The sequence below is a fragment of the Streptomyces sp. NPDC089915 genome (assembly GCF_040684675.1).
Taxonomy (GTDB): domain Bacteria; phylum Actinomycetota; class Actinomycetes; order Streptomycetales; family Streptomycetaceae; genus Streptomyces.
Genome location: NZ_JBFBGN010000020.1, coordinates 26,118 through 51,672 on the forward strand (window position 1 = coordinate 26,118; position 25,555 = coordinate 51,672).

Here is a 25,555-nt window from a genome sequence, read left to right on the forward strand (position 1 = left end):
AGCGCCGTTGGACAGCATGCTCCAAGCCTCGCGGCGGTCCGGGCGGGGGAGCAGTGCGCGCTGTCATGAGCGGCGATGACATTTGTCATCGGGACGTGGGCCAACGACAAAGGCCCCGATCCGAAGATCGGGGCCTTTGTCATCTGAGCGGACGACGCGACTCGAACGCGCGACATCCACCTTGGCAAGGTGGTGCTCTACCAACTGAGCTACGTCCGCAAGCGCAGCGACGGCTTGTGGGCCGTTCACTGTGTGCCTCACTCTACCTGATCCACAACCGTGGTCGGTAAAGCGATGCAGAGCGGGTGACAGGGATTGCACACTGCGCCTCCCCCCTGGAAGGGGGGTGTTCTGCTACTGAACTACACCCGCACGACTTCGGTTCCCGGCTTTTCGGCCTGGCCCCTCGGCGTGATCCACACACTAGCCGATCGGAGGGGGTGCATGGCAAATCCGGGGTCAGTGGGCTTCGTTGTAGGCCGCGTAGACGGCCTTCGGGATGCGCCCCCGCGGGGGGACGTCGTGCCCGTTGGAGCGCGCCCAGGCCCGGACGACCGCCGGGTCGGGGGCCACGGAGGTGTGCTTGAAGGCCTTGCCCGAGCGGGACTGGCGGCGGCCGGCGGCGACGAAGGGGGCCAGGCCCTTCCGCAGTTTCTTTGCGTTCGCCACATTGAGGTCGATCTCGTAGGACTTACCGTCCAGGGCGAACGTCACCGTTTCCGCCGCTTCCCCGCCGTCGAGGTCGTCGGAGATCGTGACTACTACGCGCTGCGCCACGGATATCGGTCCCTTCGTGCGCGTCGCCGCGCGTGCTGACGTGCGGTGATGTCGCCTGTGTGGATGTTTCGGTGGAATGCGTCAAACCGTAGGAATCCCGGCTGTTTCCTTTGTACCGCGATTCCCATTGAATTGCGAAGCCCAGTTAATTCCTCCCGCGTGTCCCGCCGCAATCCCGGGCGCGTGGTTTTCCGGTGGATTTTGCGAAGCGTTGGTGAAGCCGAAACGGGCCCGGGATCCCCGCCGCCCGATATCTACCCGCGTAGAAATTTCGGACGGGTACGCTGAGGGAACCGCCTTGCACCAACCACCTCATCGGGAGTGCCAGTGGCACGCGTCGTAGTCGACGTCATGCTCAAGCCGGAGATCCTCGACCCCCAGGGCCAGGCGGTGCAGCGTGCACTGCCGCGCCTGGGCTTCGAGGGGATCGCCGACGTCCGCCAGGGGAAGCGCTTCGAACTGGAAGTGGAGGGACCGGTCGACCAGGCCGCCCTCGACCGCATCCACAAGATGGCCGAAACGTTCCTCGCCAACACCGTCATCGAAGACTTCACCGTGAAGGTCGAGGCCTGACGGTGACCACTCGCATCGGTGTCGTCACGTTCCCCGGAACGCTCGACGACCGTGACTCGCTGCGCGCCGTCCGCCTCGCGGGGGCCGAGCCGGTCTCGCTGTGGCACCGCGACAAGGACCTGCACCAGGTCGACGCGGTCGTCCTCGCGGGCGGCTTCTCCTACGGGGACTACCTGCGCGCCGGGGCCATCTCCCGCTTCTCGCCGGTGATGGAGACCATCATCGAGCAGGCCAGGGGCGGCATGCCCGTCCTCGGCATCTGCAACGGCTTCCAGGTCCTCACCGAGGCCCACCTGCTGCCGGGGGCGATGCTCCGCAACAACCACCTCCACTTCATCTGCCGCGACCAGAAGCTGCGGGTGGAGAACGCGGACACCGCGTGGACCGGCGACTACACCGCCGGCCAGGAGATCTCCGTCCCGCTCAAGAACATGGACGGCCGGTACGTAGCCGACGAGCGCACGCTCGACGAACTGGAGGCCGAGGGCCGAGTGGCCTTCCGGTACCTGGACGTCAACCCCAACGGCTCGCTGCGCGACATCGCCGGCATCACCAACGCCGAGGGCAACGTCGTCGGCCTCATGCCGCACCCCGAGCACGCGGTCGAGCCGCTGATCGGGACGGGCCGCACCGACGGCCTCCCGTTCTTCACCTCGGTCCTGAAGAAGCTGGTCAACGCATGAGCCTCGACACGGTCAAGAACGCGACGGAGACCCCGGACGCCTCGCAGCCCTGGAAGGAACTCGGCCTCAAGGAGGACGAGTACGCCCGCATCCGCGAGATCCTCGGCCGCCGCCCCACCGGCGCCGAGCTGGCCATGTACTCCGTCATGTGGTCCGAGCACTGCTCGTACAAGAGCAGCAAGGTCCACCTGCGCCAGTTCGGCGAGAAGGTCCCGGAGAACGACGCCATGCTCGTCGGCATCGGCGAGAACGCCGGCGTCGTCGACGTCGGCCAGGGCTACGCGGTCACCTTCAAGGTCGAGTCGCACAACCACCCGTCGTACATCGAGCCCTACCAGGGCGCGGCCACCGGCATCGGCGGCATCGTCCGCGACATCCTCGCCATGGGCGCCCGCCCGGTCGCCGTCGTCGACCCGCTGCGCTTCGGCGCGGCCGACCACCCCGACACCAAGCGCGTCCTGCCGGGCGTGGTCGCGGGCATCGGCGGCTACGGCAACTGCCTGGGCCTGGCCAACATCGGCGGCGAGGTCGTCTTCGACGAGTGCTACCAGGGCAACCCGCTGGTCAACGCCGGCTGCATCGGCGTGATGAAGCACGAGGACATCCACCTCGCCAAGGCCTCCGGCCCCGGCAACAAGGTCATCCTCTACGGCGCCCGCACCGGCGGCGACGGCATCGGCGGCGTCTCGGTCCTCGCGTCCGAGACCTTCGACGACACCAAGCCGACCAAGCGCCCGGCGGTCCAGGTCGGCGACCCCTTCCAGGAGAAGCTCCTCATCGAGTGCACCCTGGAGATCTTCAAGGAGAAGCTGGTCGCCGGCATCCAGGACCTCGGCGGCGCCGGGCTCTCCTGCGCCACGAGCGAGCTGGCCTCGGCCGGTTCCGGCGGCATGCGGGTCGAGCTGGACACCGTCCCGCTGCGCGACGCGACGCTCTCGCCCGAGGAGATCCTCATGAGCGAGTCGCAGGAGCGCATGTGCGCGATCGTCGAGCCGCAGTACGTCGACCGCTTCATGGAGATCTGCGAGAAGTGGGACGTCATCGCCACCGTCATCGGTGAGGTGACCGACGGCGAGCGCCTGGAGATCTTCTGGCACGGCGAGCAGATCGTGGACGTGCCCCCGGGCACCGTCGCCCACGAGGGCCCGGTCTACGAGCGCCCGTACGCCCGTCCCTCCTGGCAGGACGCCCTCCAGGCCGACGACGCGGGCCTGCTGCCCCGCCCGCAGACCTCCGAGGAGCTCCGCGCGCAGGTCCTGGCCCTGGTCTCCTCCCCGAACCAGGCCTCCAAGTCCTGGGTCACCGACCAGTACGACCGCTTCGTCCAGGGCAACACCGTCCTGGCGCAGCCCGAGGACGCGGGCATGGTCCGCATCGACGAGGAGTCCAACCTCGGCGTCGCCATGTCCACCGACGGCAACGGCCGCTACGCCAAGCTCGACCCGTACGCGGGCGCGCAGCTGGCGCTGGCGGAGTCGTACCGCAACGTCGCCGCGACCGGCGCGAAGCCCCTGGCGATCTCCAACTGCCTGAACTTCGGCTCCCCCGAGGACCCGGACGTCATGTGGCAGTTCGCCGAGGCCACCCGCGGTCTCGCGGACGGCTGCCTGGAGCTGGGCACCCCGGTCACCGGCGGCAACGTCTCCCTCTACAACCAGACGGGCGACGTCGCGATCCACCCGACCCCGGTCGTGGCGGTCCTCGGCGTCATCGACGACGTCAACCGCCGCACGCCGATGGCGTTCGGGGAGGCCGGCCAGCTGCTGTACCTGCTGGGCGACACCTCCGAGGAGTTCGGCGGCTCGGCCTGGTCCCAGGTCGTCCACGGCCACCTCGGCGGCCTGCCGCCCAAGGTGGACCTGGGCCGCGAGAAGCTGCTCGGCGAGATCCTGATCTCGGCGTCCCGCGACGGCATGGTCGACGCGGCGCACGACCTGTCCGACGGCGGCGTGATCCAGGCGCTCACCGAGTCCTGCCTCAAGGGCGGCAACGGCGCGCGGATCGTCGTCCCCGAGGGCCTGGACGCCTTCACCTTCCTGTTCTCCGAGTCCGCGGGCCGCGCCATCGTGGCGGTCCCGCGCAGCGAGGAGCTCCGCTTCACCGACATGTGCGGCGCGCGGGGCCTGCCGGCCACCCGCATCGGCGTGGTGGACGGCGAGGAGATCGAGGTCCAGGGCGAGTTCACCCTCCCCCTGGCGGAACTCCGCGAGGCGCACGAGGCGACCATCCCCGGTCTGCTGGCCTGATCGCCCCCGGTCGTACGAGGCCCCGTCCGCACGGTGTGCGGGCGGGGCCCCGGCATGTCGGCGCCGTCGCGGGGCGCCCCAGTAGGGTCGGGTCATGTCGCCCGCCAAGAAGAAGCAGCGCAGCTACGACGACGCGAGGATCCGCGCGGCCGTCACCGCCCAGTTCGGTCATGTCGCCCGCGCAGTAAGGGACTTGGGGCCCGAGGAGCTGGCGCGGCCCAGCGGGGTCGGGGAGTGGAGCGTCGGGGAGCTCGCCGGGCACATCGCCTGGATCGCGGACTCGCTGGCCGGGGGGCTGGCCCGGCCGCCGGCCGCCGTCGCCGAGCTGAGCGCCGTCGAGTGGCCCTTCGCCACCGCCTCCCTCGCCGGGAAGATCTCCGAGGCCGCCCGGGAGACCCTGTCCGGCGCCCCGGTCGCCGAGCTGTTCGAGCGGGCGGGCGCGCGGATGGCCGCGGCCCTGGAGGCGAACCCCGGCAGCCGGGTGATGGACCTGTGGATCGGGGACATGACCCTCGCCGACTTCCTGGTCACCCGGACCGTGGAGCTCGTGGTGCACACCGACGACCTGAACCGGGCCACCGGCCTGGACGTCCCCGTCGACCGGCAGGCCCTCGCCGCCTGCACCCGGCTGCTCGCCGACGCCCTCGCCGTGAAGGCGCCCGGCGGCTCGGTGGAGGTGCGGATCCCGCCCTTCGCGGTGGTCCAGTGCGTCGAGGGGCCCCGGCACACCCGGGGCACCCCGCCCAACGTGGTCGAGACCGACCCGCTGACCTGGCTCCGGCTCGCGACGGGCCGCACCGGCTGGGCCGAGGCCCTGGACGCGGCGCGGGTCAGCGCGAGCGGTGAGCGGGCCGACCTGTCCGGGCTGCTGCCGCTGATGAGCTGAGCCGATGGGCTGGGGGGAACCCGCCGGGGGTCCGGGCCGTCCCAGGGGCATGCGCATCCTCAGGCACCCCCGGGGGGCCGCCGCGGGCGGGCTGGTCCTCGTCTTCGTCCTGGCCCTGGCCGGCTGCGCCGGGACCCCGAGCGGGACCGACACCCCGATGCCCGCACCGGCCTCCGCCACGCCCCCGGCGGCCGACGCCCCGCTGACCGTGACGGAGTGGACGGTGACCGCCCTGTCCGGGGTCCCGGTCCCCGCCGGGGCGGCCGGCCGGGCCCGGTTCGCCCTCGCCCCCGACGGCACCGCCGGCGGCAGCCTCGGCTGCAACCGGTTCAGCGCCGGGGCCGCCGTCGCGGGACCCAGCGTCACCTTCGGGCCGCTGACCAGCACCCGGATGGCCTGCGAGGGCCCGCCCGGCGAGGTCGAGCGGACCCTGACCGGGCTGTTCGCCGCGGGCCCGCTCACCTGGCAGGTCCGGGGCCGCACCCTCACCCTCACCGCCGCCGACGGCAGGTCCCTGACGGCGGAGGCGGGCTCGGCGGCCGAATGAGACCGGCCGCGAGACCGGCCGCGAGGCCGACCGCGAGACCGACCGCGAGACCGGCCGGGGGCCGACCGGGAGGCCGGTCAGGGACCCGGCCGGGGGACCGGCCCCGCGTCCGGTCAGGACGGGTACGGGAGCAGCCCCGCGTCCGTCCGCTCCCAGGCCGTCCTCAGCTCGGCCAGCCGGGCCGGCTCCGCCGCCGCCCGGTCGGCCTGCTCGCGCAGGTCCCCGGCCAGGTCGAACAGCTGGTCGCGGCCCGACTTGCCCCGGTAGTACTTCCAGTTCCCGCGCCGCAGCGCCCGCTCCCCGCGCACCCGCCAGAACAGGTCCCGCTCGGCCGGCCGCTCCCCGCGCAGCAGGTACCCGGCCAGGCTCACCCCGTCCAGCGGGTACGCCGGGTGCGGCCGGGTCCCGGCCAGCTCCAGCAGGGTCGCCGTCCAGTCGGGGCTGAACACGGGGACCCGGCTGACCTGGCCGCCGTCGATCCGGGCGGGCCAGCGCAGGATGTTCGGCACCCGGATCCCCCCCTCCTGGAGGGAGGCCTTGTTGCCGGAGAGGGGCCAGTTGTACGAGAAGCGCTCGCCGCCGTTGTCGCTGCCGAAGACGACGAGGGTGTCCTCCTCCTGGCCCGAGCGCCGCAGCGCGTCCAGCACCTTGCCCACCGAGCGGTCCAGGTCCTCCACCATCTGCTTGTACTTCTCCACCGAGCCGCCGTCCTGGTGCCACAGCGCCCGGGCGTCGCCCGCCTTGATCCGCCGGACGATCTCGGCGCTCTCCGCGGTGTCACCGTCGGCTATCCACGGCCAGTGCGGGGTGGTGAAGTTCAGGTTCAGCAGCCACGGCTTCCCGTGGTGGTCGCGGGAGACGTACTCGCTCGCCCGCTCCGTGATGATCCTCGTGTAGTAGCGCAGGTCCTTGTACTCGGCGTCGCCCTCGTACAGGTCGTACTCGCCGCCCAGGCCCAGCTTGGAGTAGTACTCCAGCGCCCCGCCGAAGTTCCCGAAGAACTCCTCCCAGCCCGACTTGGTCGGGCTGTAGTCCGGCAGGTAGCCCGCGTGCCACTTGCCGATCAGGGCGGTGGCGTACCCGGCCCCCCGCAGCAGCGAGGCCAGCGTCGGGTGCGTCGGGTCCAGGCCGACCGACCTGTCCGCGATCGGCTCGGCCAGCCCGCCCTTCGTACGGGCCGGGTAGCGCCCGGTGTAGAGGCTGAAGCGGGTCGGGGAGCAGGTCGCGGAGCCCGAGTAGGCGTCGGTGAACCGGACCCCCTGGCGGGCGAGCCGGTCCAGGTTCGGGGTCTTGATGTGCGGGGAGCCGTACGAGGACAGGTCGGCCCAGCCGAGGTCGTCTCCCAGGATGAACAGGATGTTCGGGCGGCGCGAGCGGCGCTCGCGGGCGGCCCGGAAGTCACGCTCCCCGGGAGCGGCCTCACGGGCGTCGGCGGACCGGTCGGCGGCCTCGGCGGGAACCGCTCCCAGCCCCGCCGCGGCGACCGCCGCGGTCGCTCCGACGGCGCCGCCGAAGGCACGGCGGGACAGCTTGCTGTTGTGCGAAGACACGAGTACTCCAAGGCGCGGCTCGCCCGCCCGCCGCCGGCGGGGCGCGGGACGGCGCGCGGCGCGGCGGGGCAGGCCGGGGCGAGGCGGAAATGTGAAAAGGGGAAGAAGAGTTGCGGCTACGCGAAACAGCGACACATGGCGCTCGCGACACGGACCAGGTCAACGTGTCGGCGCTCGACGAGGGTGACGGCACGGTCACCGAGGGGCTGCATGGGGCGAGAGCCTGTACGAATTCACTCGTAGATGTCAACAAAAGATCGAATAGCGAGACGGAGGCATCCCGTCACCCTCTGTGCTGTGACATTTCCCGGCCATCCCCAATTCGGACCAGTGGTCGATCTCGCCTACACTCGGGGGCGTGCCTCGTGGTGATGGACGACTCAACCACGACCTGCTCCCCGGCGAGAAGGGCCCCCAGGACGCTTGCGGCGTCTTCGGTGTCTGGGCTCCGGGTGAAGAGGTCGCCAAGCTCACCTACTTCGGACTGTATGCACTGCAGCACCGCGGACAAGAGTCCGCGGGAATCGCTGTGAGCAACGGTTCCCAGATCCTCGTCTTCAAGGACATGGGCCTCGTGTCCCAGGTCTTCGACGAAACCTCCCTCGGATCCCTCCAAGGTCATATCGCGGTCGGTCACGCCCGCTACTCGACCACCGGAGCCTCCGTCTGGGAGAACGCTCAGCCCACCTTCCGGGCGACCGCCCACGGCTCCATTGCCCTGGGTCACAACGGCAACCTGGTGAACACCGCCGAGCTCGCCGAGATGGTCGCCGACCTCCCCCGTCAGGACGGCCGCGCCACCCAGGTGGCGGCCACCAACGACACCGACCTGGTGACCGCCCTGCTCGCCGGCCAGACCGACGACGAGGGCAGGCCCCTGACCATCGAGGAGTCGGCCGCCAAGGTCCTCCCGCAGGTCAAGGGCGCCTTCTCGCTGGTCTTCATGGACGAGGGAACCCTCTACACCGCCCGTGACCCGCAGGGCATCCGCCCGCTGGTCCTCGGCCGCCTGGAGCGCGGCTGGGTGGTCGCGAGCGAGACCGCCGCCCTCGACATCTGCGGCGCCAGCTTCGTCCGCGAGGTCGAGCCGGGCGAGCTCATCGCGATCGACGAGAACGGCCTGCGCACCTCGCGCTTCGCGGAAGCGAAGCCCAAGGGCTGCGTGTTCGAGTACGTCTACCTGGCGCGCCCGGACACCGACATCGCCGGCCGCAACGTCTACCTCTCGCGCGTCGAGATGGGCCGGCGCCTCGCCAAGGAGGCCCCGGTCGACGCCGACCTGGTGATAGCGACGCCGGAGTCCGGCACGCCCGCCGCCGTCGGCTACGCGGAGGCCAGCGGGATCCCGTACGGCTCCGGCCTGGTCAAGAACGCCTACGTCGGCCGGACCTTCATCCAGCCCTCGCAGACGATCCGCCAGCTCGGCATCCGCCTCAAGCTCAACCCGCTCAAGGAAGTCATCCGGGGCAAGCGCCTCGTCGTCGTCGACGACTCGATCGTCCGCGGCAACACCCAGCGCGCCCTCGTGAAGATGCTCCGCGAGGCCGGCGCGGCCGAGGTCCACATCCGGATCTCCTCGCCGCCGGTGAAGTGGCCGTGCTTCTTCGGCATCGACTTCGCCACCCGGGCCGAGCTGATCGCCAACGGCATGACGGTCGACGAGATCGCCACGTCGCTGGGCGCGGACTCGCTCTCGTACATCTCGCTCGACTCGATGATCGAGGCGACCACCATCCAGAAGCCCAACCTCTGCCGTGCCTGCTTCGACGGCGAGTACCCCATGGAGCTGCCCGACCCGCAGCTCCTGGGCAAGCAGCTCCTGGAGAGCGAGCTCGCGGGCGGCACCGACGCCGCCGACGCGCTCCGCCGGCCGTAGGCCCGTGGGCCGGCCCGCCACGGGCCGGCCCGGCTCCACCTGCGCCGAGCCCTGTCTTTGAGGCTTCTCCCGGGGCCCGGCACCACACGCAGCAACGACACGAAAGCTCTCGCCTGTCATGACAGAGAAGACCACCGGTGCCAGCTACGCAGCCGCCGGCGTCGACATCGAAGCGGGAGACCGCGCCGTCGAGCTCATGAAGGAGTGGGTGAAGAAGACGCAGCGCCCCGAGGTCCTCGGCGGCCTCGGCGGCTTCGCCGGCCTCTTCGACGCCTCCGCCCTCAAGCGCTACGAGCGCCCCCTGCTGGCCTCGGCGACGGACGGCGTCGGCACCAAGGTGGACATCGCCCGCCAGATGGGCGTGTACGACACGATCGGCCACGACCTGGTCGCCATGGTCATGGACGACATCGTCGTCTGCGGTGCCGAGCCGCTCTTCATGACGGACTACATCTGCGTCGGCAAGGTCCACCCCGAGCGCGTCGCGGCCATCGTCAAGGGCATCGCCGAGGGCTGCGTCCTCGCCGGCTGCGCCCTGGTCGGCGGCGAGACCGCCGAGCACCCGGGCCTGCTCGGACCGGACGACTTCGACGTCGCGGGCGCCGGCACCGGCGTGGTGGAGTACGACCGCCTCCTGGGCGCCGATCGCATCCGTACGGGGGACGCCGTCATCGCGATGGCCTCGTCCGGCCTTCACTCGAACGGGTACTCGCTCGTCCGGCACGTCCTCCTCGACCGCGCGGGCATGTCCCTCGACCGGCACGTCGAGGAGCTCGGCCGGACCCTCGGCGAGGAGCTGCTGGAGCCGACCAAGATCTACTCGCTGGACTGCATGGCCCTCACCCGCACGGCCGAGGTCCACGCGTACTCGCACATCACCGGCGGCGGCCTCGCCGCGAACCTGGCCCGCGTCATCCCGGACCACCTGCACGCCACCGTCGACCGCTCCACCTGGACCCCGGGCGCGGTCTTCGACCTGGTCGGCAAGGCCGGGGACGTCGAGCGGCTGGAGCTGGAGAAGACCCTGAACATGGGCGTCGGCATGATGGCCGTGGTCCCGCAGGAGTCGGTGGACGTGGCCCTGACCGCGCTGGCCGACCGGGGCGTCGAGGCCTGGGTCGCCGGCGAGATCCTGGACCGGGGCGACCACACCGAGGGTGCGACCCTGACCGGCGACTACGCGGTCTGAGCAGCGCTAAAACCCGGTCCGGGGCATGGCCCTGGACCGGGTTTCGGCATTTTCAGCTTTCAGCCAGCAAGAGCTGGGCTGTGCAGACGCTCACGCAGAGGTGCTGTGCGTCAAGCCCCGCGACGGTGCGCCGTCGGACCGGACTCTTCGTCCTCGTCCTCGTCGTCATCGTCGTAGAGATCCGCGTACTTGGCGTACGGGTCGTCGTCGTCCAGATCGTCATCGACTTCGACCGGCGCGCTGATCAGCGGCTCTGTCGGCGATGCGCCCAGCTCATTGGCCAGACGCGAGAGGTCAGTCCCGCCGCTGTTGTACTTCAGCTGGCGGGCGACCTTTGTCTGCTTGGCCTTGGCCCGGCCGCGCCCCATGGCTCGACCCCCTCGGTGACGGGGCTCGACGGCCCCAGAGTCTGACACGCGTTCATGGTTCGGAGCGGGCTCTCCGTGGAGAGACCGTCCGTAGGGGTTTAACGGTACCTGCTTCCGCGGCCATACGGTACGCCGCCCGCATGACGTGCCTCTCCACAGAACCAGCGGGACACCCCGTACTCGCTGGTCAGCTGCGATTTTAACGCTTTCCTGGCCGCCGACCCGCCGAAGCGCAGTGAGTTCCGTCTCGCCGCGCTCCGGCGGGTCACCGGCGGGGGTCCGGCCGGACCCCGGTGGGGCTATGCCGTGCGGGCCGCGGCGCGGGCGGCGAGGGCGTCGGCCATCCGCTGCTCGGCGATCCGGTCGGCCGCGGCGGCCGGCGGGATCCCGTCATCCTTCGCACGTGCGAATATGGCCAGGGTGGTGTCGAAGATCTTCGAGGCCTTGGCCTTGCACCGGTCGAAGTCGAAGCCGTGCAGCTCGTCGGCGACCTGGATCACGCCACCCGCGTTGACCACGTAGTCCGGGGCGTAGAGGATCCCGCGGTCCGCGAGGTCCTTCTCCACGCCCGGGTGGGCCAGCTGGTTGTTCGCCGCGCCGCACACGACCGTGGCCGTGAGCACCGGGACGGAGGCGTCGTTGAGGGCGCCGCCCAGCGCGCAGGGGGCGTAGATGTCGAGCCCCTCGGTGCGGATGAGGGCCTCGGTGTCGGCGACGGCCGAGACCTTGCCGCCGGGGTGCTTGTCGAGGATCTCGCGGACGGACTCCTCGCGGACGTCCGTGATCACGACCTCCGCGCCGTCCTCCAGCAGGTGCTCGACCAGGTGCCGGCCGACCTTGCCGACGCCCGCGACGCCGACCTTGCGGCCGCGCAGGGTCGGGTCGCCCCACAGGTGCTGGGCGCTGGCGCGCATGCCCTGGAAGACGCCGAACGCGGTGAGCACCGAGGAGTCGCCGGCGCCGCCGTTCTCGGGGGAGCGGCCGGTGGCCCAGCGGGTCTCGCGGGCGACGACGTCCATGTCGGCCACGTACGTGCCGACGTCGCAGGCGGTGACGTAGCGGCCGCCCAGGGACTCCACGAAGCGGCCGTAGGCCAGCAGGAGTTCCTCGCTCTTCAGGACGGAGGGGTCGCCGATGATCACGGCCTTGCCGCCGCCGAGGTCGAGACCGGCGAGGGCGTTCTTGTACGACATGCCGCGCGAGAGGTTCAGCGCGTCACGGACGGCCTCCTCGTCGGAGGCGTACGCGTGGAAGCGCGTACCGCCGAGGGCGGGGCCCAGGGCGGTGGAGTGGATGGCGATGACGGCCTTGAGTCCGGTGGCCCGGTCCTGGCACAGCACGACTTGCTCGTGGCCGCCCTGCTCACTGCGGAACAGGGTGTGCAGGACGCCGTCGGTCATTTCGGTCACGGTGGTGACTCCCATGGAAGAGATGCGGCGGAAAGACGCCCGCCCTGCGGGTGGGGGAGGGCGCACTGGGAGCAGAGTAAGACCTGTGGCGGGCGCCGGTACCCCTTGTCCGGGGATCGGAACACTCCCGGGTTTCCGCCCGGCTCCCCGCCTCCCGCCCACCGCCCGCGAGTTGGAGGTGAACCGGGCCCCCGAAGCGGGGAGGACGAGGGGGTGAGCGAATCCCCCGACCTCCGGCCGCCGTCCGCGCGGCCCGCGCCGACGGTCCCGTACGCCTCCTACCTGAGGGTCTACGAGCCCCTGGCCTCCTTCCCCGAACCGGAGCGCACGCACTGGGCGGCGTACGCCCGGCGCGGGACCGCGCCGACCGCCCAGGACGAACTGCGCCGCTCCCTGTCCGATTTGGTCCGGGTCCCCGTGGTCGGGGTGCCGGCCCACGAGAGCGGGGACGCCTTCACCGCCGAGCTGGACGGGGTGCTGCTGGTCTGTCCGTGGCGGACGCGGCTGCGCGGCTGGCTGGCGCTGGAGGAGCTGGCGGCGAACTTCCCGGCGCCGGTGCTGGACGCGGCGCTGCCCCCGTCCACGCGCCGGCGGGCCGCCGCCGAGTACGAGGCCTGGCGGGAGCGGAACCCCGACGCGCGCCCGTGGATCCGCACCGGGGTGTGGCAGGTGCCGCTGCGCTGGTTCGTGCTGGTGGGGGACGAGGAGCGGGAGTACCTGCCGGGGGAGCTGCTGCGGTACCGGACGCCGATGGTGCAGGCGCGGCGCCGGCTGGCGCGGGGGCTGCGGACGCTGCGCGAGGCGGAGCGGCGGGGGTGGCCGGGGTACGGGCCGCTGGCCGAGGGGCTGGCGGAGGTCGGCCGCTGGCTGGAGGAGTTCCACCCGAGGTCGATGGTCGAACTGGACTACGGCGGGCTGCTGCACGCGCTCCCGGCTGACGGACTGGCCGCGGACCGGTCGGCCCGCGACCTCGCGGAGGGGATCGCGGCCCTGCGGGAGGGGGACCAGGAGGGGGCGGCGGCGGTCCACGAGGAACTCGCACGGCGCTGGAGGGTGGTGCGGGAGAGACTTTTCGCGAACTAGAGGCAGCCTTGACCCTTTCCGGAGGCGGGGTCTGCGTAGATCATGGACGTACCTGTTCGGAACCCGTTCGGGCGCTACGCGTATCGCCCGTATCGGTCATGATCGGCTGAATGGCCCACAAGTCGCAGATCAGGGGCTTGATCACGGTATTAGGGTCTTTGTTCCAGGACCTACGTCCCGATCCGGGCCATTGGCTCAAGCGTGACGGACCGCACTATCCACACCCTTGCGCCCATCCCCTATCCTCATGCCAAAATAGGACAAGGAGTCCGGGGAGGGTTCCTTCCGCCCAACTAAGGGCGGAATGCTCGGTATTGCACTCTATGGGGGGTCTGACGACTCCTGATCGCTCTGTGACTGATCGTCACAGTGGGGTGACTGTCCGTTATGGGACGGTCCATCGGCTTCCGCCGCTGATGAACACCTCGGAGGGCAATTCCATCGGTTTGGCCGTCGAGGCTGGACGGATGGTGTAGTTGTAGTGCCGAGGACAAGCCGTTCGTCCTATAACCGACTCGGCCTGCGTATGTCCATTTCGGGCAACGCGGGCCAAGGTGCAGAATTTAGAGGAAAGAACCGAGATGGTTCGGTTCTCCCGAGGAGGCCGCTCATGACCGCTCGCACCCCTGATGCCGAGCCGCTGCTGACCCCGGCTGAGGTTGCCACCATGTTCCGCGTGGACCCGAAGACGGTTACCCGCTGGGCCAAGGCCGGCAAGCTCACGTCCATCCGCACCCTGGGTGGACACCGCCGTTATCGCGAGGCCGAGGTTCGCGCACTGCTCGCGGGAATTCCGCAGCAGCGCAGCGAGGCCTGAGGTCCCGCAGCACCACCGCTTTAACGGGTGCGTATCGGATCCCCCAATCCGATGAACCCACACAGCTTCATGCGGCGGGGCCTGCCCCAACAGGCACTGCCGTCGATCGCGCTGGACTCCGCCGGGTCCAGCGCGATTTTTTTGTCCTGGGAGGGGTCCGGCGGGCAGGTGCCATTGCACATATTAAATCGAGCATGCGTAGGGCTCCGATAAATGTGCGAGTCTCAAAAACTCATGTGGTGACTCCCGTCACATCTGATGACTCTTGTACATCCGGCAATGCACCACGTAAAGGGATGTCCCGCACAGGACGCCTCACACGAACGGGGGATTTCTCCCCTCTGGGCGATGTGCACCCCGAAACTCGGAAGGGCCCTCTGGAGGGGCCGTGAGGGGCGGGGGTGACCCGTGAGGCCGGGGCGGGCCGCCGGGGCCCTCAGAGGGGCGTCCAGGGCGTTGTGAGCCCCGCGTGATCATGAGGTGGCGGAGCGCGTCCGCGGAGGGGCCGGACCGCGGACCCGGCAACGCGTCAGGGCCCGCATCCCCTGGGGGATACGGGCCCTGACGTTTCTGCGAACCTGACGGGACTTGAACCCGCGACCTCCACCTTGACAGGGTGGCGAGCTAACCAACTGCTCCACAGGTCCTTGACTTACCGCCGATCGCTCGGCTGTGAGTCAGACTGTACAGCAGGTCAGGGGGTGCGGTCGAACCCGATCACGGGGCGAGCGCGTCCACCGCCTTCACGATGCGCTTGTCGGAGATCGGATACGCCGTCCCGAGGGCGTGCGCGAAGTAGCTGACCCGCAGTTCCTCGATCATCCAGCGGATCTCGGTGACCGCCTCCGGCACGGGCCGGCCCTTCGGCAACTGCTCCAGCAGCCACAGGTACTCGTCCCGCATCTCGTGGACCTTCTCCATGCGCGTGGTGTCGCGCTGGGCGCCCGTCGGCATCTGCTGGAGCCGCCGGTCGATCGCCACCAGGTAGCGCATCAGGTCCGGCAGCCGCTTCAGCCCGGTCAGCGTCACGAAACCGGCCGGCATCAGCGCCGCCAGCTGCGTCTTGACGTCCGCCACGTTCGCCATCAGGGCCAGGCTGCCGGTGGCCTTCAGCCGCCGCTCGCAGGCCTGCCAGGCCGCCAGGACCTGCTGCACCTGCCCGACCGTGCGCACGGTGGTGTCCACCAGGTCGGCCCGCACCGCGTCGAAGAGCCGGCGGAAGCCCGCCTCGTCCCAGGCCGGGCCGCCGTGGTCGCCGATCAGCTTGTCCGTGGCCGCGGTCGCGCAGTCGTCGAACAGCGCCTGGATGGAGCCGTGCGGGTTCCGCGACAGGGCCAGCTTCTGCTGGTTGGTGAGCTTGTCCGAGGCGAACTTCGCCGGGTTCACCGGGATGTTCAGGAGGATCAGCCGCCGGGTGCCCAGCCACATCGCCCGCTGCTGCTCGGCCTCGGTGTCGAAGAGCCGGACGGAGACGCTCGTCCCCTCGTCCACCAGCGCCGGGTACGCCTTCACCGGTTGGCCGGCCCGCCGGGTCTCGAAGACCTTCGTCAGGGCGCCGATCGTCCAGTCCGTCAGTCCCGTGCGCTCCAGGGACTCCCCGCCCGCGCGCTCGGCGGTGGCCGCCGCGGCCTTGGACAGGGCCTGGCGCGCCTTGGGCTTCAGCCGGAGCCGCAGGGCTTCCAGGTCCTTGGCCTCGCCGAGGTTGCGGCGCCGCTCGTCGACGATCCGGAAGGTGATCTTCAGGTGTTCCGGGATCCGGGTCAGGTCGAAGTCCTCGGCCGTGACCGGCACCCCCACCATCCGCTGGAGCTCGCGCGCCAGCGCCACCGGCAGCGGCTCCCCGAGCGAAGGGGCCCGCTCCAGGAAGCGGGAGGAGTAGTTCGGCGCGGGCACGTAGTGCCGGCGGATCGGCTTCGGCAGCGAGCGGATCAGCTCGGTGACGACCTCCTCGCGCAGACCCGGGATCTGCCAGTCGAAGCCCTCCTCGGTGACCTGGTTCAGCACGTGGAGCGGGACGTGGACGGTCACGCCGTCCGCGTCCGCACCCGGCTCGAACTGGTACGTCACCCGGAACTTCAGCTGCCCCTGCCGCCAGGAGTCCGGATAGTCGGCCTTGGTGACCCCGGCCGCCTTCTCCGTCAGCAGCATCTCGCGCTCGAAGTCGAGGAGTTCCGGCTCCTTGCGCTTCTTGTGCTTCCACCAGGAGTCGAAGTGCGCCCCCGAGACCACGTGCTCTGGGATCCGCTGGTCGTAGAAGTCGAACAGGGTCTCGTCGTCCACCACGATGTCGCGGCGCCGCGCCCGGTTCTCCAGCTCCTCGACCTCGGTCAGCAGCTTGCGGTTGTCCGCGTAGAACTTGTGGTGGGTGCGCCAGTCGCCCTCCACCAGCGCGTTGCGGATGAACAGCTCGCGCGAGACCTCGGGGTCGATCCGGCCGTAGTTGATCTTCCGCTGGGCGACGATCGGCACCCCGTACAGGGTGACCTTCTCGTACGCCATCACGGCCGCCTGGTCCTTCTCCCAGTGCGGCTCGCTGTACGTGCGCTTGATCAGGTGCTGCGCGAGGGGCTCCACCCACTCGGGCTCCACCTTGGCGTTCACCCGCGCCCACAGCCGCGAGGTCTCCACCAGCTCCGCCGACATCAGGAACTTCGGCTGCTTCTTGAAGAGGGAGGAGCCCGGGAAGATCGCGAACTTCGCGGACCGCGCGCCCAGGTACTCGTTCTTGTCGGTGTCCTTCAGGCCGATGTGCGACAGCAGGCCGGCCAGCAGCGAGATGTGGACGTTCGTCTCGGCGGCGTCCGCCTCGTTGACGTGGATGCCCATCGACTTGGCGACCGTACGCAGCTGCGAGTAGATGTCCTGCCACTCGCGGATGCGCAGGAAGTTCAGGTACTCCTGCTTGCACATCCGGCGGAAGGAGGACGAGCCGCGCTCCTTCTGCTGCTCGCGGACGTAGCGCCACATGTTCAGGAAGGAGAGGAAGTCGCTCGTCTCGTCCTTGAAGCGGGCGTGGTTCTGGTCCGCCTGCGTCTGCTTGTCCGAGGGACGCTCGCGCGGGTCCTGGATCGACAGCGCCGCCGCGATCACCATGACCTCGCGGACGCAGTTGTTCTTGTCCGCCTCCACGACCATGCGGGCCAGCCGCGGGTCCACCGGCAGCTGGGAGAGCTTGCGGCCCATCGGGGTGAGCCGCTTCTTCGGATCCTTCTCCGCCGGGTCCAGCGCGCCCAGCTCCTGGAGCAGCTGCACGCCGTCGCGGATGTTGCGGTGGTCCGGCGGGTCGATGAAGGGGAACTTCTCGATCTCGCCCAGGCCCGCCGCGGTCATCTGGAGGATGACGGAGGCCAGGTTCGTCCGCAGGATCTCGGCGTCCGTGAACTCCGGACGGGCGTTGAAGTCGTCCTCGGAGTACAGCCGGATGCAGATGCCGTCGCTGGTACGGCCGCAGCGGCCCTTGCGCTGGTTGGCGCTGGCCTGCGAGATCCGCTCGATCGGCAGCCGCTGCACCTTGGTGCGGTGGCTGTAGCGCGAGATGCGGGCCGTGCCCGGGTCGATCACGTACTTGATGCCGGGGACCGTCAGGGAGGTCTCCGCGACGTTCGTCGCCAGGACGATCCGCCGTCCCGTGTGCTGCTGGAACACCCGGTGCTGCTCGGCGTGCGAGAGCCGGGCGTAGAGGGGGAGCACCTCGGTGAAACGGAGCTTGCGCTTCTCCAGCGCGTCCGCCGTGTCCCGGATCTCGCGCTCGCCGGAGAGGAACACCAGGATGTCTCCCGGCCCCTCCCCCTGGAGCTCGTCGACGGCCTCGCAGATCGCGGTGATCTGGTCCCGGTCGGCGTCCTCGGAGTCCTCCTCCAGGAGCGGCCGGTAGCGGACCTCCACCGGGTACGTCCGCCCGCTGACCTCGACGATCGGCGCGTCGCCGAAGTGCCGGGAGAACCGCTCGGGGTCGATGGTCGCCGAGGTGATGACGACCTTCAGGTCGGGGCGCTTGGGCAGCAGCGTCGCCAGGTAGCCGAGCAGGAAGTCGATGTTCAGGGACCGCTCGTGGGCCTCGTCGATGATGATCGTGTCGTAGGCGCGCAGCTCGCGGTCCGTCTGGATCTCGGCGAGCAGGATGCCGTCCGTCATCAGCTTCACGAAGGTCTCGTCCGGGTTCACCTGGTCGGTGAAGCGGACCTTCCAGCCGACCGTCCGGCCGAGCTCGGACCTCAGCTCCTCCGCGATGCGCTCCGCGACCGTGCGGGCGGCGATCCGGCGGGGCTGGGTGTGCCCGATCATGCCCCGGACGCCGCGCCCCAGCTCCATGCAGATCTTGGGGATCTGCGTGGTCTTCCCGGAGCCGGTCTCGCCCGCGACGATCACGACCTGGTGGTCGCGTATCGCCTCGGCGATCTCGTCCTTCTTCTGGCTGACGGGCAGGTTCTCGGGATACGTGACCTCCGGCATGCGCGAGGCACGGCCGGACAGTCGCGCGGCGGCCTTCTCGGCCTCCGCGGCGATCTCGTCGAGCACGGCCTGCTGGGCCTCGGGCTTGCGGATGCGGCGGGCGCCCTCGAGGCGACGGCCGAGGCGGTGCGCGTCCCGGAGGGAGATCTCACCGAGAAGCGTCTGCAGGGCGGCGAAGGAAGTAGACATACCTGATCGAGGATCTCACCTGGGCCGGGCGGGTGGCGAACGCATTTGTGCCCCTCCCCGTACCATTTCGGGACGAGTCCCCCAGTTGTGCGAGTGAGAGGCGGCCCACCTTTGTCCTGCCGTCCTCACGCGTACCCGTGGGCCGCCGCCGTGTCCGCGCTGCTGGCGGGGGTGCTGGGCCTAGCCCTGGCCCTCGCCCCGGCCGGGCCGCTCCGCGCCACGGCGGACCAGAACCCCGGGCCGCGGGCCCAGGCCGGCTACGCGGCGCAGGCTCAGGCGGCTTCGGCGGCGCAGGCCCAGCCCGGCCACGCGGCGCAGGCTCAGGCCGGCCACGCGACGGAGGCCCAGGCGGCTTCGACGGCGCAGGCCCAGCCCGGCCACGCGGCGCAGGCTCAGGCCGCTCCCGCGGCGGCCGCGCAGGCCGGTCCCGGTGCGCGGGCGGGTCTCGTGGAGGCGGCCTTCGCGGAGGCGGTGCCCGCGCGGGGGCCCGTCTGCGTCCCGGACTCCGGCGGAGCCGGGTCCGCGCCCGCCGTGCCGCCCCGGGCGGGGCAGGAGCACGCCTGCGCCCCCGTCGCCCGGACCTCGCCCGAAGGGGTGCGGCCGCACCGGGCCGAGTGCGTACGGCTACCCGTACGCGGCCCCGACCGGCCGGCGCCCGGGCCCGTCGAGCTGTCCGTGATGCGGGTGTAGGGGAGCCGGTCCGCCGGTTCCCCCGTACACCCCGCTCTGGAGCACCCGTATGTCCACCACCCGCAAGACCTCCCGCAAGCCCCTGCTGTACGCCGCCGGGGTCGCCGTCGCCGCCGTCACCCTCGGCCTCGTCTCCTGGCAGGCCACCGCGCCCGCGGAGAAGCACCGCGACGCCTCCGACCCCGCCTCCGCCTCCGCGAAGGCCACGCCCGGGTCCGACCCCGCCGCCGGGCTGAAGGCCCTCGCCCGCCGCGAGGCCGGCGACAAGCTCGCCGTGGGCCGCGCCGACGCACCCGTCGTCCTCATCGAGTACTCCGACTTCAAGTGCGGCTACTGCGCCAAGTTCGCCCGGGACACCGAGCCCGAACTGGTGAAGAAGTACGTGGAGGACGGCACCCTGCGCATCGAGTGGCGCAACTTCCCGATCTTCGGCGCCGAGTCCGAGGCCGCCGCCAAGGCCGCCTGGGCGGCCGGGCAGCAGGACCGCTTCACCGCCTTCCACGCCGCCGCGTACGCCGAGGACGCCAAGGCCAAGGGCTTCGGCGAGGAGCGACTGATCGAGCTGGCCCGTGAGGCCGGGGTCCCCGACCTGGAGCGCTTCAAGGCCGACATGGCCGGCGAGGCGGCCTCCGCCGCCCTGAGCCGGGACCGGGAGGAGGGCTACCGCATCGGCGTCCAGTCCACCCCCTCCTTCCTCGTCAACGGGCAGCCCATCGCCGGCGCCCAGCCCCTCGACGCCTTCACCACGGCCATCGCCCGGGCCAAGGCGCAGGCGAAGGCCGGGCAGTGAGCGGCATCGGCTACGCGGCCGCCCTCCTCGGTGGCCTCCTCGCCCTCCTCAGCCCCTGCAGCGCCCTGCTGCTGCCCGCCTTCTTCGCCTACTCCATCGACTCCCGCTCCCGGCTGCTCGCCCGCACCGGGATCTTCTACGCGGGCCTCGCGACCACCCTCGTACCGCTGGGCGCGGCCGGCTCGTACGCGGGCCGGTTCTTCCACTCCCACCGCGACCAGCTCGTCCTGGCCGGCGGCTGGCTGATCATCGCGCTGGGCCTGGCCCAGATCCTCGGCCTCGGCTTCGCCCCGAAGCGGCTCTCCGAGCTCTCGGGGCGGATCCGCCCGACCACCGCCCTGTCGGTGTACGCGCTCGGCGCCGTCTACGGGCTGGCCGGGTTCTGCGCCGGCCCGATCCTGGGCAGCGTCCTGACGGTGGCGGCGGTCAGCGGCAGCCCGGTCTACGGCGGCCTGCTGCTCGCGGTGTACGCGCTGGGCATGGCCGTACCGCTGTTCGTGCTGGCCCTGCTCTGGGAGCGCTTCGACCTGGGCCGGCGGCGCTGGCTGCGCGGCCGCGCCCTGCGGGTCGGCAGGCTCGAACTGCACACGACCTCGCTGCTGTCCGGGCTGTTCTTCATCACCCTGGGCGCCCTGTTCCTGCTGTACGACGGGGCCAGTGCGCTGCCGGGGCTGCTGGACGTGGACGACTCGTACGCGGTCGAGGAGAAGGTGGGCGCCGTCGCGGACGCGGTCCCGGACTGGGCGCTGCTCGGGCTGATCGCCGCGGGGGCGGTCGCCTTCGGGCTGCTGCGCTGGCGGCGCTCGGCCCGCGAGGGGGCCGAGGAGGAGTGAAACGCGGAAGGCCCCGTCCGGAGACGGGGCCTTCCTTTTGTGGCTGGGGCCGGGGTCGAACCGGCGACCTATCGCTTTTCAGGCGATCGCTCGTACCAACTGAGCTACCCAGCCACGAGATCGTTTCCGATCTCAGCGAACCTGACGGGACTTGAACCCGCGACCTCCACCTTGACAGGGTGGCGAGCTAACCAACTGCTCCACAGGTCCTTGCATTGTGCGAGAACAAGTCTCGCACATGGTGTTGCGTACCCCCAACGGGATTCGAACCCGTGCTACCGCCTTGAAAGGGCGGCGTCCTGGGCCACTAGACGATGAGGGCTAAAGGCCCGCCGGGCACTTTCCAGCGCGTCGGGGACGTGAGAAGCATATGGGATCGGAGGAGGTATCGCCAAAACGGTTCCCGCCCACGGTGGGAACGGCCTGCGCCGGGGCGACAATGGCCGGGTGCTGGAGATGACGCGCGAGGAGTTCGAGGAGCTCGTCGCAGAGGCCCTGGACCGGATCCCCCCGGAGCTGACGCGGCTGATGGACAACGTGGCGGTCTTCGTCGAGGACGAGCCGCCGGCCGGTGACCCCGACCTGCTCGGCCTGTACGAGGGGACCCCGCTCACCGAGCGCGGCGAGTGGTACGCCGGCGTGCTCCCCGACCGCATCACGATCTACCGCAACCCCACGCTGCGCATGTGCGAGGACCGGGAGAGCGTGGTCGCCGAGACGGAGGTGACGGTGGTCCACGAGATCGCCCACCACTTCGGCATCGACGACGAACGGCTGCACGCCCTGGGGTACGGGTGACCCGGCCCGTCCCGGGCGCGGAGGCGATCGACCCGGACGTCGACCTCCACGTCCCCGCCCAGCGCGCCGAGCCGCAGGGCCGCGTCCTCGCGGCGGTGGCCGCCGGCGGGGCCCTGGGGGCGGCCGCGCGCTACGGGGTGGCCCTGCTGTGGCCGGCCGCCTCCGCGGGCTTCCCGTGGGCGACCCTCTGGACCAACGTCGCGGGCTGCGCGCTGATCGGCGTGCTGATGGCGCTGATCGGCGAGGGCGGGCGGCGCTCACCGCACCCGCTGCTGCGCCCCTTCGCGGGCACCGGGGTGCTGGGCGGGTTCACCACCTTCTCGACCTACGCCGTGGACTTCTCGCGCCTGCTGGACGCCGGGCGGGCCGGGCTCGCGCTGGCGTACGCCGGGCTGACCGTGGCGGGCGCGCTGGGCGCGGTGTGGGCGGCGGCCTCGCTGACCCGGCTGGCGGTACGGGGCCGGGGGGCCGTGTGAACTGGCTGCTGGTGGTGGCGGGCGCGGTCGTCGGCGCGCCGCTGCGGTACCTGACCGACCGGTTCGTGCAGGCGCGGCACGACTCCGTCTTCCCGTGGGGGACCTTCGTGGTCAACGCGGGGGCCTGCCTGGTGCTGGGGGTGCTCTCCGGGGCCCTGCTGGCGGGGGCCGCCTCCTCGCACGTGTCCCTGCTGCTGGGGACGGGGCTGTGCGGGGCGCTGAGCACGTACTCGACGTTCTCGTACGAGACGCTGCGGCTGGCCGAGCGCGGCTGGAGGTTCCTCGCCGCGGCGAACGTGGCGGCCTCGGTCCTGGTCGGGCTCGGCGCCGTGACGCTGGGCTCGCAGGTGGCGCGGCAGCTGTTCGCCTGAGCCGGGCGCCCGCGCCGGCCGGGGGGCCGTCCGCGCAACTCGCGCAAGGGGCGTGTCTCTTACGGGGTAAAGGGAGTTGGGCTCATTGACCCGCTCATCGCGGACCCCGCCCCGCGCCCAGGAGGTGCCCCCCGTGCGCCCGTTGCCCCCCTCCCTCTCCACCACCCTGAGACTGGCCGTCTCCGCCCTCGCCGTCGCGGCCACGGCGGGCTGCATGAGCGTCGGCGAGGACGCCGCGAAGCCCGGGCCGGCCGCCTCGGTGGGCGGCAAGGACGCCGGCGGGCCGGCCGGGGGCGCGGCCGCCGGGCACGGTTCGGGGATCCACGGCAACGGGCACGGCGTGAAGGAGGGCACGGGGCCGCAGGACGGGAAGTCCGGCGAGCCCGGCAAGGCCTCGGGGGCGACCGGGGCCTCTCCCGGCCCCGGCGCGCCTGCGGGCAAGCCGGGCCAGCCCTCGCCGTCGGCCGGTCCCGGGGGCGGGGCCGGCGGGCAGGGGGGCCAGGTGCCGTCCGGGGGCGGCTCGGGGTCGGGCTCCGGAGCGGGTGGTTCTGGTTCGGGGTCCGGTTCCGGGTCGGGCTCGGGAGCCGGGGGATCCGGTTCCGGGTCGGGGTCAGGTGGTGCGGGCGGGGCCGGTGGGGCCGGCGGATCGGGGTCGGGCGGCTCCGGAGGGTCGACCGGCACGCCCGGCGGAGGGGTGACCACGCCTCCTGTGACGCAACCCACGCCGAGCGAGACGCCCCCGGCGTCGCCTGGGCCGAGCCTGGCCTGAGCCCCGCGGAGGCGGGGGCTGCGTCGCAGGTCGGAGGGGGTTTTGCAGGAACGACTTGCCAGACCCCCGGGAGGGTGCGTATGGTTATAGATCGTTTGATCCCATTGCCCGGCGCCGAATCCGAAGAGCGCCGTGTGGCGCGTACTCTCCCTAGCCGTGGCTGACCGCATTGAGGCGGTCGATTTGCGATTCACGGAGTTTGGGCGCGTGCCGAGACTCCGGAAGGTTTCGCATTTCGCATGTCCATTTCCAGTTCTGACCGTTCCGTCATGCCCGAGAACGACTCCAACGAGATCGTCGACGCCGTAGAAGCCCTTGTGGTCACCGAGGCCATGGAGGCCGCGGAGGCGAACGAGATCATCGAGGCGCTTGAGGCCGACGTGACGGCCGACGCCGACGTCGACTCCGACGAGGACGACGCCGCCGACGCCGAGCCCACGGTCACCTTCGCGGACCTCGGTCTGCCCGAGGGCGTCGTGCGCAAGCTCGCGCAGAACGGCGTCACCACCCCGTTCCCGATCCAGGCCGCGACCATCCCGGACGCCCTGGCGGGCAAGGACATCCTCGGCCGTGGCCGCACCGGCTCCGGCAAGACCCTCTCCTTCGGTCTGCCGACCCTGGCGCGCCTCGCCGGCGGCTTCACCGACAAGAAGAAGCCCCGCGCGGTCATCCTCACCCCGACCCGCGAGCTCGCGATGCAGGTCGCGGACGCCCTCCAGCCCTACGGCGACGTCCTCGGCCTGAAGATGAAGGTCGTCTGCGGCGGTACCTCCATGGGCAACCAGATCTACGCCCTGGAGCGCGGTGTCGACATCCTCGTCGCCACCCCCGGCCGTCTGCGCGACATCATCAACCGCGGCGCCTGCTCCCTGGAGAACGTCGAGGTCGCGGTCCTCGACGAGGCCGACCAGATGGCCGACCTGGGCTTCCTGCCCGAGGTCACCGAGCTGCTCGACCAGGTCCCGGCCGGCGGCCAGCGCATGCTCTTCTCCGCCACGATGGAGAACGAGATCGGCACCCTGGTCAAGCGCTACCTGTCGAACCCGGTCAGCCACGAGGTCGACAGCGCCCAGGGCAACGTCACGACCATGACCCACCACGTCCTCGTCGTGAAGCCGAAGGACAAGGCGCCGGTCACGGCCGCCATCGCCGCCCGCAAGGGCCGCACCATCATCTTCGTCCGCACCCAGCTGGGCGCCGACCGCATCGCCGAGCAGCTCGTCGAGGCCGGTGTGAAGGCCGACGCGCTGCACGGCGGCATGACGCAGGGCGCCCGTACCCGCGTCCTCGCCGACTTCAAGGACGGCTACGTCAACGCGCTCGTCGCCACCGACGTCGCCGCCCGCGGCATCCACGTCGACGGCATCGACCTGGTCCTCAACGTGGACCCGGCCGGCGACCACAAGGACTACCTGCACCGCTCGGGCCGCACCGCCCGCGCCGGCAAGTCGGGCGTCGTGGTCTCCCTCGCCCTGCCGCACCAGCGCCGCCAGATCTTCCGCCTGATGGAGGACGCGGGCGTCGACGCCTCGCGCCACATCGTCGGCGGGGCCGGCGCCTTCGACCCGGAGGTCGCCGAGATCACCGGTGCGCGCTCGCTCACCGAGGTCCAGGCCGACTCCGCGAACAACGCCGCCAAGCAGGCCGAGCGCGAGGTCTCCGACCTGACCAAGCAGCTGGAGCGCGCCACCCGTCGCGCCGCCGAGCTCCGCGAGGAGGCCGACCGCCTGGTCGCCCGCTCCGCCCGCGAGCGCGGTGAGGACCCGGAGGCCGCCGTCGCCGAGGTCGTCGAGGCCGCCGAGGCCGAGCTGGCCGCCGTCGTGGCCGAGCAGGCCGCGCAGGCCGCCGCCCAGGAGCAGCGCAACACCGAGCGCCGCGACGAGCGGGGCAACTACGAGCGCCGCGACAACCGCCGTGACGACCGCGGTGACCGTGGTGGCGACCGTGGCGGCTTCCGTCGCGACGACCGTCCCTCCGGTGGTTTCCGCCGTGACGACCGTCCGTCGGGTGGTTTCCGTCGTGACGACCGTCCGTCGGGTGGCTTCAACCGTGACGACCGTGGTGGCGACCGTGGCGGCTTCCGCCGTGACGACCGTCCCTCCGGTGGTTTCCGCCGTGACGACCGTCCGTCGGGTGGTTTCCGTCGTGACGACCGTCCGTCGGGTGGCTTCAACCGTGACGAC

General features: G+C 71.3%; 22 protein-coding genes and 6 tRNA genes. 16 read left to right on the plus strand and 12 right to left on the minus strand.

All coding sequences use genetic code 11. The features are described 5' to 3' along the window. Positions 1-146 precede the first annotated feature (146 nt). The 3 genes from AB0O29_RS09240 to AB0O29_RS09250 form a co-directional block, all read right to left on the minus strand. Positions 147-219 (minus strand) — tRNA-Gly (locus AB0O29_RS09240). Between the two features lie 81 nt (positions 220-300). Continuing rightward, a tRNA-Gly gene (locus AB0O29_RS09245) sits at positions 301-372 on the minus strand. Positions 373-459: 87 nt separating this feature from the next. Further along, a complete protein-coding gene (locus tag AB0O29_RS09250; protein WP_365148506.1) occupies positions 460-777 on the minus strand; it encodes an Lsr2 family protein in 318 nt (105 codons plus the stop codon). Positions 778-1,098: 321 nt separating this feature from the next. On the opposite strand from AB0O29_RS09250, the gene purS reads away from it, so the two are divergent. From purS to AB0O29_RS09275, 5 genes are all read left to right on the plus strand, one after another. Further along, a complete protein-coding gene (purS, locus tag AB0O29_RS09255) occupies positions 1,099-1,350 on the plus strand; it encodes a phosphoribosylformylglycinamidine synthase subunit PurS (RefSeq protein WP_008740952.1) in 252 nt (83 codons plus the stop codon). 2 nt (positions 1,351-1,352) lie between these two features. Continuing rightward, on the plus strand, positions 1,353-2,033 hold the full coding sequence (gene purQ, locus AB0O29_RS09260) for a phosphoribosylformylglycinamidine synthase subunit PurQ (RefSeq protein WP_365148509.1): 681 nt from the start codon (positions 1,353-1,355) through the stop codon (positions 2,031-2,033). Beyond that, the gene (gene purL, locus AB0O29_RS09265) at positions 2,030-4,279 is read left to right on the plus strand and encodes a phosphoribosylformylglycinamidine synthase subunit PurL (protein WP_365148512.1); all 2,250 of its coding nucleotides are present in this window, start codon (positions 2,030-2,032) and stop codon (positions 4,277-4,279) included. Before purQ ends, purL begins: the two co-directional genes overlap by 4 nt. A gap of 94 nt (positions 4,280-4,373) precedes the next feature. Further along, complete coding sequence (locus AB0O29_RS09270) at positions 4,374-5,165, plus strand: sterol carrier family protein (RefSeq protein WP_365148515.1); 792 nt, start codon at positions 4,374-4,376, stop codon at positions 5,163-5,165. 49 nt (positions 5,166-5,214) lie between these two features. After that, complete coding sequence (locus AB0O29_RS09275; RefSeq protein WP_365148518.1) at positions 5,215-5,712, plus strand: META domain-containing protein; 498 nt, start codon at positions 5,215-5,217, stop codon at positions 5,710-5,712. 113 nt (positions 5,713-5,825) lie between these two features. Here the strand turns inward: AB0O29_RS09275 and AB0O29_RS09280 are convergent, their stop codons facing one another. Further along, positions 5,826-7,262 (minus strand): sulfatase-like hydrolase/transferase, encoded by a 1,437-nt coding sequence (locus AB0O29_RS09280; protein WP_365148521.1) that lies wholly within the window; start codon positions 7,260-7,262, stop codon positions 5,826-5,828. Positions 7,263-7,378: 116 nt separating this feature from the next. Next, a complete protein-coding gene (locus tag AB0O29_RS09285; RefSeq protein WP_365148524.1) occupies positions 7,379-7,474 on the minus strand; it encodes a putative leader peptide in 96 nt (31 codons plus the stop codon). A 146-nt stretch (positions 7,475-7,620) separates the two neighbouring features. Between AB0O29_RS09285 and purF the strand changes: the two genes are divergently transcribed. Continuing rightward, complete coding sequence (gene purF / locus AB0O29_RS09290; protein WP_365148527.1) at positions 7,621-9,138, plus strand: amidophosphoribosyltransferase; 1,518 nt, start codon at positions 7,621-7,623, stop codon at positions 9,136-9,138. Positions 9,139-9,256: 118 nt separating this feature from the next. After that, the gene (gene purM / locus AB0O29_RS09295; protein WP_365148530.1) at positions 9,257-10,327 is read left to right on the plus strand and encodes a phosphoribosylformylglycinamidine cyclo-ligase; all 1,071 of its coding nucleotides are present in this window, start codon (positions 9,257-9,259) and stop codon (positions 10,325-10,327) included. Positions 10,328-10,437: 110 nt separating this feature from the next. Here purM and AB0O29_RS09300 read toward each other — a convergent pair whose 3' ends face one another. Together AB0O29_RS09300 and AB0O29_RS09305 are read right to left on the minus strand one after the other, a co-directional pair. Further along, positions 10,438-10,695, minus strand: a complete 258-nt coding sequence (locus AB0O29_RS09300; RefSeq protein WP_365148533.1) for a DUF3073 domain-containing protein — start codon at positions 10,693-10,695, stop codon at positions 10,438-10,440. 299 nt (positions 10,696-10,994) lie between these two features. After that, the gene (locus AB0O29_RS09305) at positions 10,995-12,104 is read right to left on the minus strand and encodes a Glu/Leu/Phe/Val dehydrogenase dimerization domain-containing protein (protein ID WP_365148536.1); all 1,110 of its coding nucleotides are present in this window, start codon (positions 12,102-12,104) and stop codon (positions 10,995-10,997) included. Between the two features lie 213 nt (positions 12,105-12,317). Here AB0O29_RS09305 and AB0O29_RS09310 point away from each other — a divergent pair, with 213 nt between their 5' ends. Both AB0O29_RS09310 and bldC read left to right on the plus strand, forming a co-directional pair. Next, a complete protein-coding gene (locus tag AB0O29_RS09310) occupies positions 12,318-13,187 on the plus strand; it encodes a hypothetical protein (protein WP_365148539.1) in 870 nt (289 codons plus the stop codon). A gap of 610 nt (positions 13,188-13,797) precedes the next feature. Further along, positions 13,798-14,004 carry a developmental transcriptional regulator BldC gene (bldC, locus tag AB0O29_RS09315; RefSeq protein ID WP_003949541.1) on the plus strand — a complete coding sequence of 69 codons (207 nt, stop codon included), beginning with the start codon at positions 13,798-13,800 and terminating at the stop codon, positions 14,002-14,004. 573 nt (positions 14,005-14,577) lie between these two features. Here the strand turns inward: bldC and AB0O29_RS09320 are convergent. Together AB0O29_RS09320 and hrpA are read right to left on the minus strand one after the other, a co-directional pair. Further along, positions 14,578-14,651 (minus strand) — tRNA-Asp (locus AB0O29_RS09320). Positions 14,652-14,721: 70 nt separating this feature from the next. Further along, positions 14,722-18,645 (minus strand): ATP-dependent RNA helicase HrpA, encoded by a 3,924-nt coding sequence (gene hrpA, locus AB0O29_RS09325; protein ID WP_365148542.1) that lies wholly within the window; start codon positions 18,643-18,645, stop codon positions 14,722-14,724. Positions 18,646-18,756: 111 nt separating this feature from the next. Between hrpA and AB0O29_RS09330 the strand changes: the two genes are divergently transcribed. Genes AB0O29_RS09330 through AB0O29_RS09340 form a run of 3 tightly spaced genes read left to right on the plus strand, consistent with a single transcriptional unit; the run spans position 18,757 to position 20,958 of the window. Continuing rightward, positions 18,757-19,335, plus strand: coding sequence for a hypothetical protein (locus AB0O29_RS09330; protein ID WP_365148545.1), 579 nt, complete (start codon positions 18,757-18,759; stop codon positions 19,333-19,335). Positions 19,336-19,384: 49 nt separating this feature from the next. Beyond that, positions 19,385-20,125, plus strand: a complete 741-nt coding sequence (locus AB0O29_RS09335; RefSeq protein WP_365148548.1) for a thioredoxin domain-containing protein — start codon at positions 19,385-19,387, stop codon at positions 20,123-20,125. Next, the gene (locus AB0O29_RS09340; RefSeq protein WP_365148551.1) at positions 20,122-20,958 is read left to right on the plus strand and encodes a cytochrome c biogenesis CcdA family protein; all 837 of its coding nucleotides are present in this window, start codon (positions 20,122-20,124) and stop codon (positions 20,956-20,958) included. The genes AB0O29_RS09335 and AB0O29_RS09340 overlap by 4 nt, the downstream gene beginning before the upstream one ends. A gap of 40 nt (positions 20,959-20,998) precedes the next feature. Here the strand turns inward: AB0O29_RS09340 and AB0O29_RS09345 are convergent. From AB0O29_RS09345 to AB0O29_RS09355, 3 genes are all read right to left on the minus strand, one after another. Then, a tRNA-Phe gene (locus AB0O29_RS09345) sits at positions 20,999-21,072 on the minus strand. Positions 21,073-21,094: 22 nt separating this feature from the next. Further along, positions 21,095-21,168: transfer RNA gene (locus AB0O29_RS09350), tRNA-Asp, on the minus strand. A gap of 39 nt (positions 21,169-21,207) precedes the next feature. After that, positions 21,208-21,280: transfer RNA gene (locus AB0O29_RS09355), tRNA-Glu, on the minus strand. A 125-nt stretch (positions 21,281-21,405) separates the two neighbouring features. Between AB0O29_RS09355 and AB0O29_RS09360 the strand changes: the two genes are divergently transcribed. The 4 genes from AB0O29_RS09360 to AB0O29_RS09375 form a co-directional block, all read left to right on the plus strand. Next, positions 21,406-21,756, plus strand: a complete 351-nt coding sequence (locus AB0O29_RS09360) for a metallopeptidase family protein (RefSeq protein WP_045946535.1) — start codon at positions 21,406-21,408, stop codon at positions 21,754-21,756. Then, on the plus strand, positions 21,753-22,232 hold the full coding sequence (locus AB0O29_RS09365) for a CrcB family protein (protein WP_365148554.1): 480 nt from the start codon (positions 21,753-21,755) through the stop codon (positions 22,230-22,232). The genes AB0O29_RS09360 and AB0O29_RS09365 overlap by 4 nt, the downstream gene beginning before the upstream one ends. Next, positions 22,229-22,603 carry a CrcB family protein gene (locus AB0O29_RS09370; protein ID WP_365148557.1) on the plus strand — a complete coding sequence of 125 codons (375 nt, stop codon included), beginning with the start codon at positions 22,229-22,231 and terminating at the stop codon, positions 22,601-22,603. The genes AB0O29_RS09365 and AB0O29_RS09370 overlap by 4 nt, the downstream gene beginning before the upstream one ends. Positions 22,604-23,611: 1,008 nt before the next feature. Beyond that, positions 23,612-25,555: DEAD/DEAH box helicase (locus AB0O29_RS09375; RefSeq protein WP_365148560.1), on the plus strand; the 1,944-nt coding region annotated here is incomplete at its 3' end.